The sequence below is a fragment of the Reticulibacter mediterranei genome (genome assembly GCF_016587455.1).
In genome coordinates, this window is sequence record NZ_BNJK01000001.1 from 4,993,608 (window position 1) to 5,005,989 (window position 12,382).

A 12,382-nucleotide genomic window follows, 5' to 3' on the forward strand; every position below is an offset into this window, starting at 1 on the left:
GAGAAATTGCTCAGGGCCTTGCACGCGAATTTTGATGTGAACACTGGAAAAACCATTCGTTAGGAAAAACAGCGGAATCTCGCTCAACTCTGTCAGAAACCCTGACGTATTTGTCAAGAGCGATAGTTCGCATGGACCGCAGTCTCCTCTGTGTGCGGACGGTCTTCCCTTGCGAAAACCAAAAGGATGGCCAAAACATGCTTATTCGACCTGAACGGGTGACAGACTACCCAGGTATTGCCACAATCCACGCTCGTGCCTTCAGCACCCAAAGAGGAGTCCCATTGATTGTCACCTTGCAACGTCAGCGGCGAGAGTTTGACCCGGAACTTTCCCTGCTGGCTGAAGTTGACGGGCGTATTGCCGGGCACATCCTTTTTTCTCCCTACCAGATGCGTCTGCTCGATCAAACCATCCCCTCAGTCAATCTTTCCCCGCTTGGCGTTGACCCAGCATACCAGCGCCAGGGTATTGGAGGACGCCTGATTGCCGAGGGCCATGCCATTGCCGCCGCTAAAGGCTACCTTGTCAGCACTGTTCTTGGACACCCAACCTACTATCCAAAGTTCGGCTACCAGACCCACGCTTTTGGCTCAACTCACCTCACCATTCCCATCGACCTTGCGGCCCGGCCAATCCTGGAAACACGCGGCCCAACAGAAGAAGATATCCCCGCCCTGCACGCACTCTGGTTTCGCGAGGAGCAACATGTCGATATAGCACTCGACCCTGGTCATGAGTTGCTCGATTGGCTCAGTCCTGATCCAGCCATTCAGGCAACTGTTTACATCCGCGAGGCTCAAGTTGTCGGCTACACCCGCATTCATCGCGACGAACCCACCAGCCCGCGCTATTTCCTGGCCCATGACGCCGAAGCCGCGCGAGCCATGCTTACGACCCTCGCAAGCCAACGCACGGAGACAGCTTTTGAGTCAACCTATACCCTTCCCCTGCATCCATTCTCAGCCACCACAGCCGCTCTTGGTCCCGCGCAAGCCAGATCATGGGAAGCTGGTATGGCCTATGAGCTGGCCCCCAGCCCCCTTCCCGACTACCTGGCTGTGCTCAGCGAAAAAGGCCGACCTGCCGGGAGGCCCATCTGGCCAGTGGCTTTTGATCTGGCTTGAGGTGCGCCAACCTGGAAGGTGAGAGAGGTATCCAGGTGTTCCATCTCAAGCTCCTTGAGATTTGATTTGTTTGAGCTTTTTTAGACCCTGGATACCTTCTTTATGCAAAAATTGGCTCTCACTCACACCAAACGTTAATATAGCCTCTCAAGGAGATGGACAAGGGGGTACTGAATAGTTACGACGTGGATTTTACTAAGCAAAATGCTATACTGCGGAATGCAGCAGTGAAACAGAAAAAGAGCCAGAACCGGAAAAACGGCATCTGTTACTTATGTGAGAAAGAGGCGAAGCAAACCCCTGAAGGACAACTTACCAGGGATCGCATTCCACCTGAATGTTTCGCACCTGAGCTTTTGGCGTCGTTCACTGCCACCTCTACCTCGCGATTTCACTATGCCTTCGCATGTCGGACATGTAACAACTACTATAGCGATTTGGAGAAAAATTTAAAAACTTGATGTTGATGGATGCTAAAGGTGATGTACAAGCTGCTGAGGATGCATGGAATAAGGTCGCCAGGGAGAACGAAACATCGCTCTTAAAATGTGGTATGTTGAGTAAAACCACTCGTGCGCGCTCCCTCTCTGGTGAGAGGCAAGAGGAGGCGTTGGCCAAGATAGCAGATGCCTTAGCCCAAGCAGAACAGCGGAAGCGAGCAGAGGAAGTGGTGCGCTCCCTCCCTGATGAGCAGCGGCAAGATCGGATATTAATCAAGGTGGTACGAGCCTTAGCCCAAGTAGGACAATGGGAGCAGGCCTAATACGTGGTCCGATCCATCCTTGATAAGGAGTGGCAAACCCCAGCCTTGAGGGTGTTAGCACACGCTCTTTTCACCCATCAGCAAACAACAAGACTTCGCAACTTGGCCCAGAAATCCTTCATGTCTGCTGAAACTAGAGATGCCGCTCTTGAGATCTTTACTGCTATCGTCGAAAGCGTCATCTTTCTCAAGCCCGAACTCGGTCTCGCCTTCGTGGAAGGGTTTCACTGGGTTGACGCATTTTTGCAAGGGAAGGAACGTTCCTCCTAAACCCTGCTTTTGATGACAAAAAGATCTTTTCAGCGTAAGCATCTTTCATTCTTGGCTCAGACGTTCCTCCCGGCCTCTGTTCACCTTTCTTCAACGCTTTGCAGTATAACTGGAAAACGACTGGCTTTCTGCTTCAACATCCTTGCGAACGAACAAGGTAGGTAGGTAGGTAGGTGACGCATTTTGCGCATCTCAACGAGAATATGGAGCTTTGAGCGGTTAGGCCAGAGTGTGTAAGCCCAATCCCTTGCCACTAGTAAGATGTTGAACCGACATGCTTGCTCCCTTTTGTTCCGTCACCGTCAATTATTTCCTCCTTTGCATTCTTCCCACAATCAATATGTAGTAGTTCTCCACATGTTTTCCACAACATATCCACATGTGGTCCTTCAACCGTAAAAAGAGCAGAGAATATATAGAGAATTGCAGATATATTGAGATGGTGTTTTGATAAGGAACATGCATATCATTTGACTCAGCCCGAAGTCGCTAGAGACGTGATTGAGACGACCAAAGAACGCGCTGGTCTGCTTGGCATTTCCATTGATGAGGGGACAGGCGAGAGCGAGGAGCGCGTGTCTGGCGCTCCTCGCTTGATCTGCTTTGAACCTTTCTGAGGAACTCCTGCAACGCTTCTGTGCTTCCTGATTGAGCAATCGCTCAGCCGCGAAGCAGCCCATTGTCACATCAGTGAGCCATCGATCGGTGGAGTTTATGACGGCTTTCAATCGCTCAGTCGCGAAGCGGTCCATTGTCACTCTGTCGATCCTGGCAACAGACGCCTGGAGGTTGAGTTTCAATCGCTCAAACGCGAAGCCGCCCATTGCTACTCTTTCTTCGATGAAGTCAACCTACAAAGCTCGCATGTTTAGTGATTCTGCGAAAGTAGGGGAAGATCAATTTGGCTGAGATCAAATAATCAGAGCAGGTAACGAGTTTGTGAAGACTCCTTAGCAGGGTATGCAGTCGTTGCTCCATTTGGACCCGGCAAGGAAAGCATATTGTGGTATCATGAGGCAACGATTGCATTATCACGCCGAAGTGTCTTGCTCAGTCCGTAACCAGGAAGGAGTTTCGCAGATGACTACCGCTAAGATCCCCAACATGACCGACTACGAGACCGAACGCCGCACTTTCTCACTCGAAGTACCTGAATACTATAACTTCGCGACCGATGTCGTTGACAAGTGGGCGCAAGACCCTGGCAAACTCGCTCTCCTCTGGGTTGGGCAAACCAACGAAGTCGAACAAATCACCTTTGCCCACATTGCCGAGCGATCCAGTCGAGCCGCGAATGCCTTTGCCAGCGCTGGCATTACCAAAGGCGAACGGGTACTTCTTATGCTGCCACGTATTCCTGAGTGGTGGGAAGTCGCGCTTGGCTTGTTCAAGCTCGGAGCGATTCCTATTCCTTGCACCACGTTGCTGACACCCAAAGATGTACAATTCCGTTCAGAAATCGCCGAACCGTCTGCCATTGTGACTGACAACGAGGGCGCGGCCAAATTCGACGAGGTACGTGGGGAGTGCCCTTCGGTACGAGTTGCTGTTTTAGCTGAGCATACTCATAAAGGCGTTGAACGAGACGGTTGGCAAAACTACCAAACGATGCTGCAAGACGCTTCACCCGAATTTACCGGAGAAAAAACGCGCAGTGACGACCCCTGCCTGATCTATTTCACCTCTGGCACCGCTGGCTATCCGAAAATGGTTCTGCACAGCCACGCCTCTTACCCAATAGGGCACCGAATCACTGCCAAATACTGGCTAGATCTGGGCGAAAACGACCTCCATTTGAACATAGGAGAACTTGGATGGGCAAAAGCAGCCTGGTCTTCATTGTTCGGCCCCTGGCAGATGGGCGCAGCCATGTTCATCCAGGACGGACGTGGCAAGTTCAATGCGCTTGAGACCCTGAAACTATTACACGAGTATCCAATCACCACATTCTGCGCTCCTCCGACTGTATATCGTATGCTCGTACTCGACGAGCCAATGGCCTATTTGCAAGCTAATCCACCAAAGGCACTACGTCATTGCGTTGGGGCTGGCGAGCCGCTCAACTCCGAAGTTATTAAGATATGGGAAAAAACCACTGGCCTGACTATCCGCGACGGGTATGGGCAAACAGAAACGGTCTTGCTCTGCGGGAACTTCCCGCCGCTCCCAGTAAAACCTGGCTCAATGGGCAGACCCTCGCCCGGCTTTGACGTGAGCGTCATCGACCACGATGGCAGCGAACTGCCGCCCAACAAAGAGGGCGACATTGCCGTTAGAATTAAGCCGCAGCGCCCGACGTGGATGTTTCAAGAATACTGGCGCAATCCCGAAGCGACCGCCAATTGTGTCCGTGGCGACTGGTATATCACTGGCGACCGGGCCTACAAAGACGAGGATGGGTATTTCTGGTTTGTAGGCAGGGCCGATGATGTGATCATCAGTGCCGGCTATCGTATTGGTCCCTTTGAGGTCGAGAGCGCGCTCAAAGAGCATCCAGCCGTTGCTGAGTCTGCGGTGATTGCCAGCCCTGACGAGATGCGCGGGGAAATCGTCAAAGCCTGCATTGTGCTGGCACCTGGCTATGATCCATCAGCTGAACTGGCTGACGAATTGAAAGAGCATGTCAAACGTGTCACAGCTCCCTATAAATACCCACGTGAGATCGAGTTTATGGAGAACTTGCCCAAGACGATCTCCGGCAAAATCCGCCGTGTGGAGTTGCGCGAACGTGAACAGCAGAAGCAATCAGGTCAGTAGATCATCTCACAGCGGTGTGCTAAACAATTGAGCTTTCATTGAGCTCTTCCTGCTGTGAAATAGATACGTTGCTCGTCAGTCGTCACCTTTCTTTTCTGGTTGCGACGGTGCTTGCAGTCCCAAGGTCAAAAAAGAGGCTTCGGTGGCATCGTGCAAGACACGGGTCAGCAGTCGCAGTTCGTCGGCGTTATAGTGCTGCAAGAAGCTGAGGAAGCCTCGCTCCATCTGCTCATCAAAGGCGCGATGCACCTCAAAAAGCTCTTTGCCGAGAGGGGTAAGGCGGAATAAGATCTCTTTTTTGTTCTTTGGCAGGGCTTCCTGGGTAATCAGATCTTTGGCAATCAACCTCCGGGTGATTTTCGAGACAGTGCCCTTTGGAATGTGAAACTGTTCAGAAATGGTAATGCCGTTCGCGGGTTCCAACCGTCCTATGGCATCGAGCACGCGCAGCGTCGTAGCGGTCGATTCACGCATCAAATCGACAATACGTTGATTACTACTGTGCTGAGCAAACCACTGCCAGGACGACTCATTTTCATCTGAGTCGAAACGCTCAGTGACCTGACCCAGCAAGGCAAGAATGCGTACGGAAAGCTCGGTGATCTCGTCGTGATTGTCTCTTGGAATGTGGTCAGCTTCAGACACAGTTCTCTTCCTCCAGGCTTTTCGTTTTCTTCAGTTTCTCACTACTATAGCAAACACCCACAAAAAAAGAAAGTTTCCTGGAAACAATCTTGACAAGATGATTCGCCCACGGTATTATTGTTTCCAGGAAACCAAATGGTTTCCGAGAAACAATTTTACATGAGGCTCCAGATCACATCCACTTCATGGGCCTGAGCCTGGTTCTTTCTCACAGAAAGAGGTTAGACCACTATGATCCGTACATGCAATCGCTGGCAACATAAGCTTTTCGCCGAGTACTTCAATCTGCCTGAAGGCACGGAACCCTTGCAAAACCGTCTTTTGCAGAATCACCCTTTGCCGAACCGCCCGCTACCTGCTGCTCATGCCAACGACCACGAGCCCCGGGTTCTGAAAGAGTGGCAGAAAAGCATTGGGAACTTTGTCGAACGGCATACCGCACACAAATAGTCATAGAAGATCGAACAGAACGTCTTCTCCTCTTACGAACCGCTAAAAGAAAAAGTGACTGATAAAGGAAAAATGCATGAAAGCTGCTGTACTCCATCACTTCGGGGATATCCCGCGCTATGAGGATTTTCCTGATCCTACTCCTGGCGAGGAAGAGATCGTGGTCCAGGTGAAGGCCGTCGCCCTGGAGAACTTTGATCGAGTCCTGGCAAAGGGGACGCATTATGCCAATGGCCAGTTCCTCCCCACGCTGCCAGCGATTATGGGGACCGACGGGATCGCGTTGCGCGAGGATGGCCAGCTCATCGGCTTTGGGGGCCTGCGGTCTCCTTATGGGTCGATGGCTGAAAAGGCGGTCGTTCCCAAAAAGCATTGCGTCCCGATCCCTGAAGGCGTTGATGCTGCGACGGCAGCCACGGTTCCTGCTTCGACGATGACCGCACTGTTCGCGCTCAAGTATGGGGCAAAGCTTCAACCGGATGAGACGGTTTTGATTCATGGTGCGACCGGTTTTGCGGGAACACTGGCGGTCCAGGTCGCCAAATTCCTTGGAGCACAACGTGTCATTGGCACCGGGCGCAACGCTGCACAGCTGACGAAGCTGCGTGAGCTGGGCGCCGATGCGGTGATCAACCTCAAACAATCGGACGAAGCGCTGGTCGAAGCCTTCAAGCAGGAAGCAGGGGCATCAGGATACCAGGTGATCCTTGATTTTGTCTGGGGGCACCCAACGGAACTGCTCCTGGAAGCGCTTGTGCCCCATGAACTTTCCTTTGCCCGACGCCGCATGCGTTTAGTGCAGATCGGAGAGATGGCCGGGCCGACCATTGCTCTGCCTGCACAGGCGCTGCGCACATCTGGACTCGAACTGCTGGGCGCTGGTTCTGGCATTACGCCTGAGGCTGTGGCTTCGGGGACGCAGCAGATGTGGGAATGGATCAAAGCAGGCAAGCTCCAGGCGGATATTGAGCAGGTGCTACTCAAAGACGTGGAAAGTGCCTGGAAAAGCACCGGGGTTTCTAGCAAGCGCACAGTCATTGTTCCCTGAGCCTCTACAGCGCGCAGAAAGGCTGATGCGTGAGCGCCATTCTCACAGACATGCGAGCCTTCCCTCTGCGATCAGCCTGCTCACCATTGAGCAGGCTGATGATGACGGACTCGTCCCGTCTCACTTTCCCGGACGCGGGCTGAACTGCGGAAAGGGCAGACCAAAGGAAGGAGAGCACTCATGAAAGCCTACTCACAAGATTTATGCGAGCGTGTCCTGCGAGCTGCGGACCTGGGTCGTCCGAGGGCCGAGATTGTGCAGGTCTTTGGCGTCTCTCTTGCGACCATCAAGCGGTATCTGAAGCAACGACGAGAGAAAGGACATGTGCGCCCGAAAGCGATTTCTGGTCGCCCACCGATGAAACGGGCACCGGTGGAAGCTGGCGTACTGCCGCAGTTACAAGTGAATGCCGACGCCACGCTGGAGCAATATTGCGCTCTGTGGGAGCAGACCCACGGTGAGCGCGTGAGCCGCTGGACGATGAGCCGAGCGATCACACGGCTAGGCTGGACGCGAAAGAAAAAGTCGCTCGGGGCAACGGAGCGCAACGAGGAAGAACGAGCTGCCTGGTGGGAGAACGCGAGCACGCTTCCGACTGAATCGCTGGTAGTCATTGATGAAACTGGAGTGGCCGTGTCAGGATTGGGAACTCCCACCTGCGCTTCTTGAATGGCAAGAGATGATGAGATGGGTTCTCCATTGCGCTAGCTGGTTCATGCGCCCAGAGATAGCCCATTAGGTGATCCAAACCGCCCACGAACTAGCCGATCTGCTCGGTGGGTGCGTGATCTTCGGGACCGTTGTAGTGCTCAAGGCATAGCGTTCTTTCACAAGCAATGGGGAGGGCTTACACCAAAGTCTGGTGGACGTTTACTTGATGGACGTACCTGGGATGAATTTCCTCAAGTATCGACAATAGAACAATTGAGGTTTTCCACGTCAGCACAGAGCAATTGAACCAATCAAGAATCTCTATCGGGAAGATAAAGCTCCACATTGGATGAATAGTGATACTACAATTCTAGGGCCTAGTTAGGCCATTCACAAAAAGTCAGCTATCCATTTCCTCTCGCGAAATTTATCTCTTCTTTGTTACAGAGCTAATTCATTGTATTCTCTTTTCCGGGGCTTAATTCATACGCTTGGTGTAAGTTGGCTACCAGTCCGGCAGGTCGGCAAACACCATCAGATCCCGCTGGAGAAAGGAGTTGAGCCAACAACAAAAGTTGTGCAAACCGACCTTGGCCGCCAAGCGGGCCTGAAAGCCGGAAAGGCTGTGTGGCTGCTCACGGCTGAGGCGAAAGATGTTGTGCAAAGCGTTGTAGACACTCTCAATGGCTGTGTTGCAAAAATAGGCAAGAGGTGAGACAAGAGTGGAGGAGGGCATCAAGTCTGTTAAGCTGCTATTCTAAAGAACTGAGCGATAAAGGAGTTCTGGGAAGGAATGTCTCCTTTTCTTACACCCTGCACCCCTCCTTTGGAGGTTCGTGTGTTGAATCAGAGACATTGAATTGCAAAGCGATTCCGTCACGTTTGATAATGGCAAACCCCTCGTCGTGATAGGTGGCCACAAAGCCGAGTCGAGTATAAAAGGCCAGCGCTTGCTCCATATCTTTGACCAGAAAACGTGGAGCAACCGAATCAAGGGTGGGTTGACGGCCTTGTTCTGTTGGCATCGTTTCTCCTCCTCATTTCTGTATCAAACAACATTCCACCTACCTCTTCTTTTCATCTCTTTCCAGAGAGGAAAGAGCGCCTGTCGTTTTCCTCTGTTCTGGCTAACTTTCAGAGGAGATCAGTGGCATCTCTGGTTCAAGCGGGAACTTACCTGACACCATCTGAGCAGTGAGATGTCCAAGTGCAATAGCTTCCTCAATCGGGAGGAGAACAGCTTCAGGGTGTAATGTGATCCAGGGTAAGGCCATCTCCATCGTCTGAAAAAAATGGGATTGCGCACAAAAGGTTCCTCGGACACACTCACACCGAGCAGAGGGCAAGGTCAGCGACAAAACGCTCGTTGCGGGAGCAAAGTCGATAATGCCTTCTGGAGTAACGCTGAAGATAATCGGTCGTCCTGTCGTTTGACAGAGTGATCGGACCTGCGCTTTGGCCTGAAGCAAGTAAGGAAACAGGACTGTATCGAAGGCGCACCAGGTAAAGAGGGAATGCCCTTTCACCCAGAACTGATGTTGGGTGGGAACAAGAGTAATTCCCCAGCCAATAATCTTGCCCTCGCCGTCAAACTCCGTGTCTGGAGCGTGGCTCAAATGAGCGGCCAGGCGTTCTGGGCTGATCTGTAAACGGCTCGCCACATCCATTGGAGCAAGGGGCTGACCCGTTTCGGCAAGCAACTGGAAGATCTTTTGACAGGCCAGATTCCGCGTACAATCGAGATGAGCGGCGAGCTGATCTGCCAGCAGCTCAAGAGAAGGTTGATTCATGGGCTTCTATTCCTTTGTGGGAGACCTGCTTCCCAGGAAGACTCGGGGAGCAGCATGTTTCCTCGTCTTGCATCGAGGGACACGGTTTATCGGCATAGGAGCAGAACACGCAGCAGTCTCCGCTTTTGTGAATATATGTCATTGAACACGCTTGACAGGTGTAGGTTAACTGGCAAAAAGTGGTGGGCATCAGAGCCTGTTGCTGATGCCCACAGGCCGGGTTGGGACAGGTAAGGGTTGAGAAGTGTGCATTGCTATTCATGTTTCCACCGTTTCTGAGTCATGGCCCAGTGCGTCGAGCAGAGGGCAGCGGCTTTTGGGGCCTTCTTCTTCACAAAATGCGGCAACCTGGAGCAGGGCTTGTCGCATGTGTTGGAGTTCAGCGATTTTTTGCTCCACTTCCGCGAGTTTCGCTGCGGTGCGCTCTTTCACCTGTTCACAGGAGGTTTGCCTGTCCACGCGCAGCGTGAGCAGTTCCAGGATCTCTTTGAGGGAGAAACCCAGAAGTTTCGCGCGTTGAATGAAGCGAATCCGTTTGACCACTTCTTCAGAATATTGTCGATAACCAGAGGCGCGGCGTGGTGGTGCTTCCAGCAAGCCCTCGCGTTCGTAGAACCGAACCGTTTCCACACCAACTCCGGCTCTGCGTGCCACTTGTCCAATCGAGAGGGTCTCCATATCTTTCTCCTTTGGATGGAAGTATACACTCTGTAGTATGGTACGGAGTCAAGGGGGTGAACGCTCGAACATTCTCTCGACTTTGGACTCGCAGGTCGGTCAAGAAGGGAAAGGACGAAGTACCACTACTGAAAAGGAAGAGAGGCATCACGACCCTCGGAGATAGTGTCAAAGGACTTCAGAGGGGGGAGCAGCAATCTTTAGGTTTATCCCGAATTTTTGTATTTGTGAGATGTCTGACTGTTACGAGTACTTGTGCTCATATTGCCTACGAGAGCTGGTCATATGTGTTTGCCAGGGCCACCTTGAGTTGAAGCTTCAGATTCTGATTTTCCGCTTCTAGTTCCTTGATTCGACGGTCTTTTGTCAGGATTATCAAGTCACGGCTGGCGTCGGTTTTGCCTAGAGCATCGGTCAAGAAATGCTGTGCTTGGGACCCAATGAGGTGCAAGCGCGGAATAGTCCCTTTAGCGGCCGAGGTGCGGCCGAAAGCCGAAGGCGGTGACAAGTTCCTCCCCAAGGAAAGCCGTCACTGAGGCAACCTGCAGTTGATCGCAGAGCGTTGCATCGAGGGTGATAACTTGAATTCCGAATGCTCGATAGGCCCCCATCGCTTCATCAGCTCGATACAAAACCACCGCTGGCTGTCCATTGGCACGCGTCGGAGATAAACGCCACTGCTTCTGGACGCCAGATGGGAAGACTGCGGCAAGCAGGATGGTGCGAATCGCCTCTCGCCCCTGATACCACGAAGGGACTGGAGGCATAGAGAACGTCGCGTCTTCTTTCAGCAGCGCCACGAGTCCATCAACATCGTCGGTCTCCCACGCTTGCAGATAGCGCGAGAGCAACGAGTTCATTGTGGCATCCATACAACCGAATTGCACCCTCTCAGGCTGCTTGCATTGATAGTTTTTCTCCAACGTCACCCTGGCACGGTGCAGAGCACTTTTCACCGCTGAAACCGAGATCTCAAGGAGGTGCGCAATCTCGCTCGCACGCCAGTCCAGCACATCTGAAAGCAGCAAGATGGCTCGTTGGCGAGGGGGCAGCACCTGAAGAGCCGTGAGGAAAGCCAATGAAACGCTCTCGTACCTCGTATAGCGGGCTTCCAGGTTCTCCGTCTGCTCTTGCGCCGAGGCCAGCCAACTGTCAGGGAAAGGTTCAAGCCAAAGGGTCTCGGCACTCCTGGGAGCAATCGGAATCAATGGGTCCGACGCAGAAGAGGCTGCGGTCGGCAGCGTGCGCGACGCGCGTTTCTTGAGCGTGTCCAGGCTCGTATTGGTCGCAATTGTGTACAGCCAGGTACGCAACGATCCCGGACCCCGATCCGTAAATGTGTCAAAATGTCGCCAGGCCCGCAGCATGGTTTCTTGCACCGCATCCTCTGCATCGTGCAACGATCCCAGGAGGCGATAGCAGTGCAGAAGTAACTCCCTGCGATAGGGTTCTATCAAGAGGCCACTCTCAGATTGGCCATGGGCAGCAACATCTGTGATCAGAGCCTCGTGAACGTGATCAGTCTTCCTGTGTTTCTCTGTCACACGATTTCCCCTGGTCGCCCTGTTTTTGGGGAGCGTTCTGTTTGCTGGAACTCTCGCACTTGTCCGGGCTCTTGGATGTGTTCCCATCTTTTTCACCTGCTCTCCTCGAGTATGCTACCCTCTTCGCTCGCCCACGATCATCGGAGCGTCCCCAGTCGGATAGATACTTATAAAACTGTCGTGAAGAGCAAAACGGTGCGGTCTGAGGGGGTGTTTTCTGCTCAGCATGCGCGTCCTTGCACTGGCTCATCAATGCAACCAGGCCGGAGGTCGCGATACTCTTGCGCCAAACACGCTCATTTTACCACACGGCGCAGGTTCTTTGCCACTCGTCCAAGCGTTCCAAAACCGTGTGTATCACCTGTTATAGCAAGCTGAAAATACCTCCTATCAGACCGCACCGTTTTGCTCTTCACGACAGTTTCATGAGTATCTATTGGCAAACAGGCACGATCCTACCAGAAAAAGGAGATAGTATTCATGGCTCAGATCAATCAAATCGCAGAGGGGATCCCATCTTTCTCCCCAACTGTCGGCATCAGCTTCAATCAGTTTCTTCTTGATGATGAGCATCCGACACTCATTCATACCGGGACGTATCCTCTGTATGAAGGGGTGCGTCAGACCGTGTCCGATATCCTTGAGTTCAAACGATAGAA

Annotated in this window: 17 protein-coding genes; 11 read left to right on the top strand and 6 right to left on the bottom strand. The window is 52.6% G+C overall.

Annotation, left to right across the window (positions count from 1 at the left end):
- Positions 1–197 precede the first annotated feature (197 nt).
- The 5 genes from K3T83_RS21520 to K3T83_RS21540 all read left to right on the top strand — a co-directional run bounded on the left by K3T83_RS21520 (position 198) and on the right by K3T83_RS21540 (position 4,917).
- Positions 198–1,127 (top strand): GNAT family N-acetyltransferase, encoded by a 930-nt coding sequence (locus K3T83_RS21520; protein ID WP_220204992.1) that lies wholly within the window; start codon positions 198–200, stop codon positions 1,125–1,127.
- 466 nt (positions 1,128–1,593) lie between these two features.
- The gene (locus K3T83_RS21525; RefSeq protein ID WP_220204993.1) at positions 1,594–1,890 is read left to right on the top strand and encodes a hypothetical protein; all 297 of its coding nucleotides are present in this window, start codon (positions 1,594–1,596) and stop codon (positions 1,888–1,890) included.
- 120 nt (positions 1,891–2,010) lie between these two features.
- Positions 2,011–2,160, top strand: coding sequence for a hypothetical protein (locus K3T83_RS21530; protein ID WP_220204994.1), 150 nt, complete (start codon positions 2,011–2,013; stop codon positions 2,158–2,160).
- A gap of 470 nt (positions 2,161–2,630) precedes the next feature.
- Positions 2,631–2,777 (top strand): hypothetical protein, encoded by a 147-nt coding sequence (locus K3T83_RS21535; RefSeq protein WP_220204995.1) that lies wholly within the window; start codon positions 2,631–2,633, stop codon positions 2,775–2,777.
- A 463-nt stretch (positions 2,778–3,240) separates the two neighbouring features.
- Positions 3,241–4,917 (top strand): acetate--CoA ligase, encoded by a 1,677-nt coding sequence (locus K3T83_RS21540; RefSeq protein ID WP_220204996.1) that lies wholly within the window; start codon positions 3,241–3,243, stop codon positions 4,915–4,917.
- Between the two features lie 75 nt (positions 4,918–4,992).
- Here K3T83_RS21540 and K3T83_RS21545 read toward each other — a convergent pair whose 3' ends face one another.
- Entirely contained in the window at positions 4,993–5,562 is a 570-nt protein-coding gene (locus K3T83_RS21545; protein WP_220204997.1) for a MarR family transcriptional regulator, read from the bottom strand.
- Positions 5,563–5,793: 231 nt separating this feature from the next.
- On the opposite strand from K3T83_RS21545, the gene K3T83_RS21550 reads away from it, so the two are divergent.
- The 5 genes from K3T83_RS21550 to K3T83_RS21570 all read left to right on the top strand — a co-directional run bounded on the left by K3T83_RS21550 (position 5,794) and on the right by K3T83_RS21570 (position 8,426).
- Positions 5,794–6,012 carry a hypothetical protein gene (locus K3T83_RS21550; protein ID WP_220204998.1) on the top strand — a complete coding sequence of 73 codons (219 nt, stop codon included), beginning with the start codon at positions 5,794–5,796 and terminating at the stop codon, positions 6,010–6,012.
- Positions 6,013–6,088: 76 nt separating this feature from the next.
- Entirely contained in the window at positions 6,089–7,060 is a 972-nt protein-coding gene (locus tag K3T83_RS21555; RefSeq protein ID WP_220204999.1) for a quinone oxidoreductase family protein, read from the top strand.
- Positions 7,061–7,240: 180 nt separating this feature from the next.
- Positions 7,241–7,729, top strand: coding sequence for a hypothetical protein (locus K3T83_RS21560; RefSeq protein ID WP_220205000.1), 489 nt, complete (start codon positions 7,241–7,243; stop codon positions 7,727–7,729).
- 111 nt (positions 7,730–7,840) lie between these two features.
- Positions 7,841–8,017, top strand: coding sequence for a DUF5131 family protein (locus K3T83_RS57945; RefSeq protein WP_220205001.1), 177 nt, complete (start codon positions 7,841–7,843; stop codon positions 8,015–8,017).
- Positions 8,018–8,168: 151 nt separating this feature from the next.
- On the top strand, positions 8,169–8,426 hold the full coding sequence (locus K3T83_RS21570; protein ID WP_220205002.1) for a hypothetical protein: 258 nt from the start codon (positions 8,169–8,171) through the stop codon (positions 8,424–8,426).
- A 91-nt stretch (positions 8,427–8,517) separates the two neighbouring features.
- Here K3T83_RS21570 and K3T83_RS21575 read toward each other — a convergent pair whose 3' ends face one another.
- The 5 genes from K3T83_RS21575 to K3T83_RS21590 all read right to left on the bottom strand — a co-directional run bounded on the left by K3T83_RS21575 (position 8,518) and on the right by K3T83_RS21590 (position 11,723).
- On the bottom strand, positions 8,518–8,736 hold the full coding sequence (locus K3T83_RS21575; RefSeq protein ID WP_220205003.1) for a VOC family protein: 219 nt from the start codon (positions 8,734–8,736) through the stop codon (positions 8,518–8,520).
- Between the two features lie 102 nt (positions 8,737–8,838).
- A complete protein-coding gene (merB, locus tag K3T83_RS21580; RefSeq protein WP_220205004.1) occupies positions 8,839–9,501 on the bottom strand; it encodes an organomercurial lyase in 663 nt (220 codons plus the stop codon).
- Complete coding sequence (locus tag K3T83_RS57950; protein ID WP_373324540.1) at positions 9,482–9,763, bottom strand: GDCCVxC domain-containing (seleno)protein; 282 nt, start codon at positions 9,761–9,763, stop codon at positions 9,482–9,484. The genes merB and K3T83_RS57950 overlap by 20 nt, the downstream gene beginning before the upstream one ends.
- Entirely contained in the window at positions 9,760–10,179 is a 420-nt protein-coding gene (locus K3T83_RS21585; RefSeq protein WP_220205005.1) for a MerR family DNA-binding protein, read from the bottom strand. Before K3T83_RS21585 ends, K3T83_RS57950 begins: the two co-directional genes overlap by 4 nt.
- A 467-nt stretch (positions 10,180–10,646) precedes the next feature.
- Complete coding sequence (locus K3T83_RS21590; protein WP_236064952.1) at positions 10,647–11,723, bottom strand: RNA polymerase subunit sigma-70; 1,077 nt, start codon at positions 11,721–11,723, stop codon at positions 10,647–10,649.
- Positions 11,724–12,203: 480 nt separating this feature from the next.
- Here K3T83_RS21590 and K3T83_RS21595 point away from each other — a divergent pair, with 480 nt between their 5' ends.
- On the top strand, positions 12,204–12,380 hold the full coding sequence (locus tag K3T83_RS21595; RefSeq protein ID WP_220205007.1) for a hypothetical protein: 177 nt from the start codon (positions 12,204–12,206) through the stop codon (positions 12,378–12,380).
- Positions 12,381–12,382: the final 2 nt, after the last annotated feature.

What these genes read in the sequence shown, in the direction of transcription:
- K3T83_RS21525 (WP_220204993.1), top strand. Translation starts at nt 1,594, where the DNA reads ATGGATGCTAAAGGTGATGTACAAGCTGCTGAGGATGCATGGAATAAG.
- K3T83_RS21555 (WP_220204999.1), top strand. Translation starts at nt 6,089, where the DNA reads ATGAAAGCTGCTGTACTCCATCACTTCGGGGATATCCCGCGCTATGAG.
- K3T83_RS21540 (WP_220204996.1), top strand. Translation starts at nt 3,241, where the DNA reads ATGACTACCGCTAAGATCCCCAACATGACCGACTACGAGACCGAACGC.
- K3T83_RS21560 (WP_220205000.1), top strand. Translation starts at nt 7,241, where the DNA reads ATGAAAGCCTACTCACAAGATTTATGCGAGCGTGTCCTGCGAGCTGCG.
- K3T83_RS21520 (WP_220204992.1), top strand. Translation starts at nt 198, where the DNA reads ATGCTTATTCGACCTGAACGGGTGACAGACTACCCAGGTATTGCCACA.
- K3T83_RS21575 (WP_220205003.1), bottom strand. Translation starts at nt 8,736, where the DNA reads ATGCCAACAGAACAAGGCCGTCAACCCACCCTTGATTCGGTTGCTCCA.
- merB (WP_220205004.1), bottom strand. Translation starts at nt 9,501, where the DNA reads ATGAATCAACCTTCTCTTGAGCTGCTGGCAGATCAGCTCGCCGCTCAT.
- K3T83_RS21530 (WP_220204994.1), top strand. Translation starts at nt 2,011, where the DNA reads ATGTCTGCTGAAACTAGAGATGCCGCTCTTGAGATCTTTACTGCTATC.
- K3T83_RS57950 (WP_373324540.1), bottom strand. Translation starts at nt 9,763, where the DNA reads ATGAATAGCAATGCACACTTCTCAACCCTTACCTGTCCCAACCCGGCC.
- K3T83_RS21585 (WP_220205005.1), bottom strand. Translation starts at nt 10,179, where the DNA reads ATGGAGACCCTCTCGATTGGACAAGTGGCACGCAGAGCCGGAGTTGGT.
- K3T83_RS21550 (WP_220204998.1), top strand. Translation starts at nt 5,794, where the DNA reads ATGATCCGTACATGCAATCGCTGGCAACATAAGCTTTTCGCCGAGTAC.
- K3T83_RS21595 (WP_220205007.1), top strand. Translation starts at nt 12,204, where the DNA reads ATGGCTCAGATCAATCAAATCGCAGAGGGGATCCCATCTTTCTCCCCA.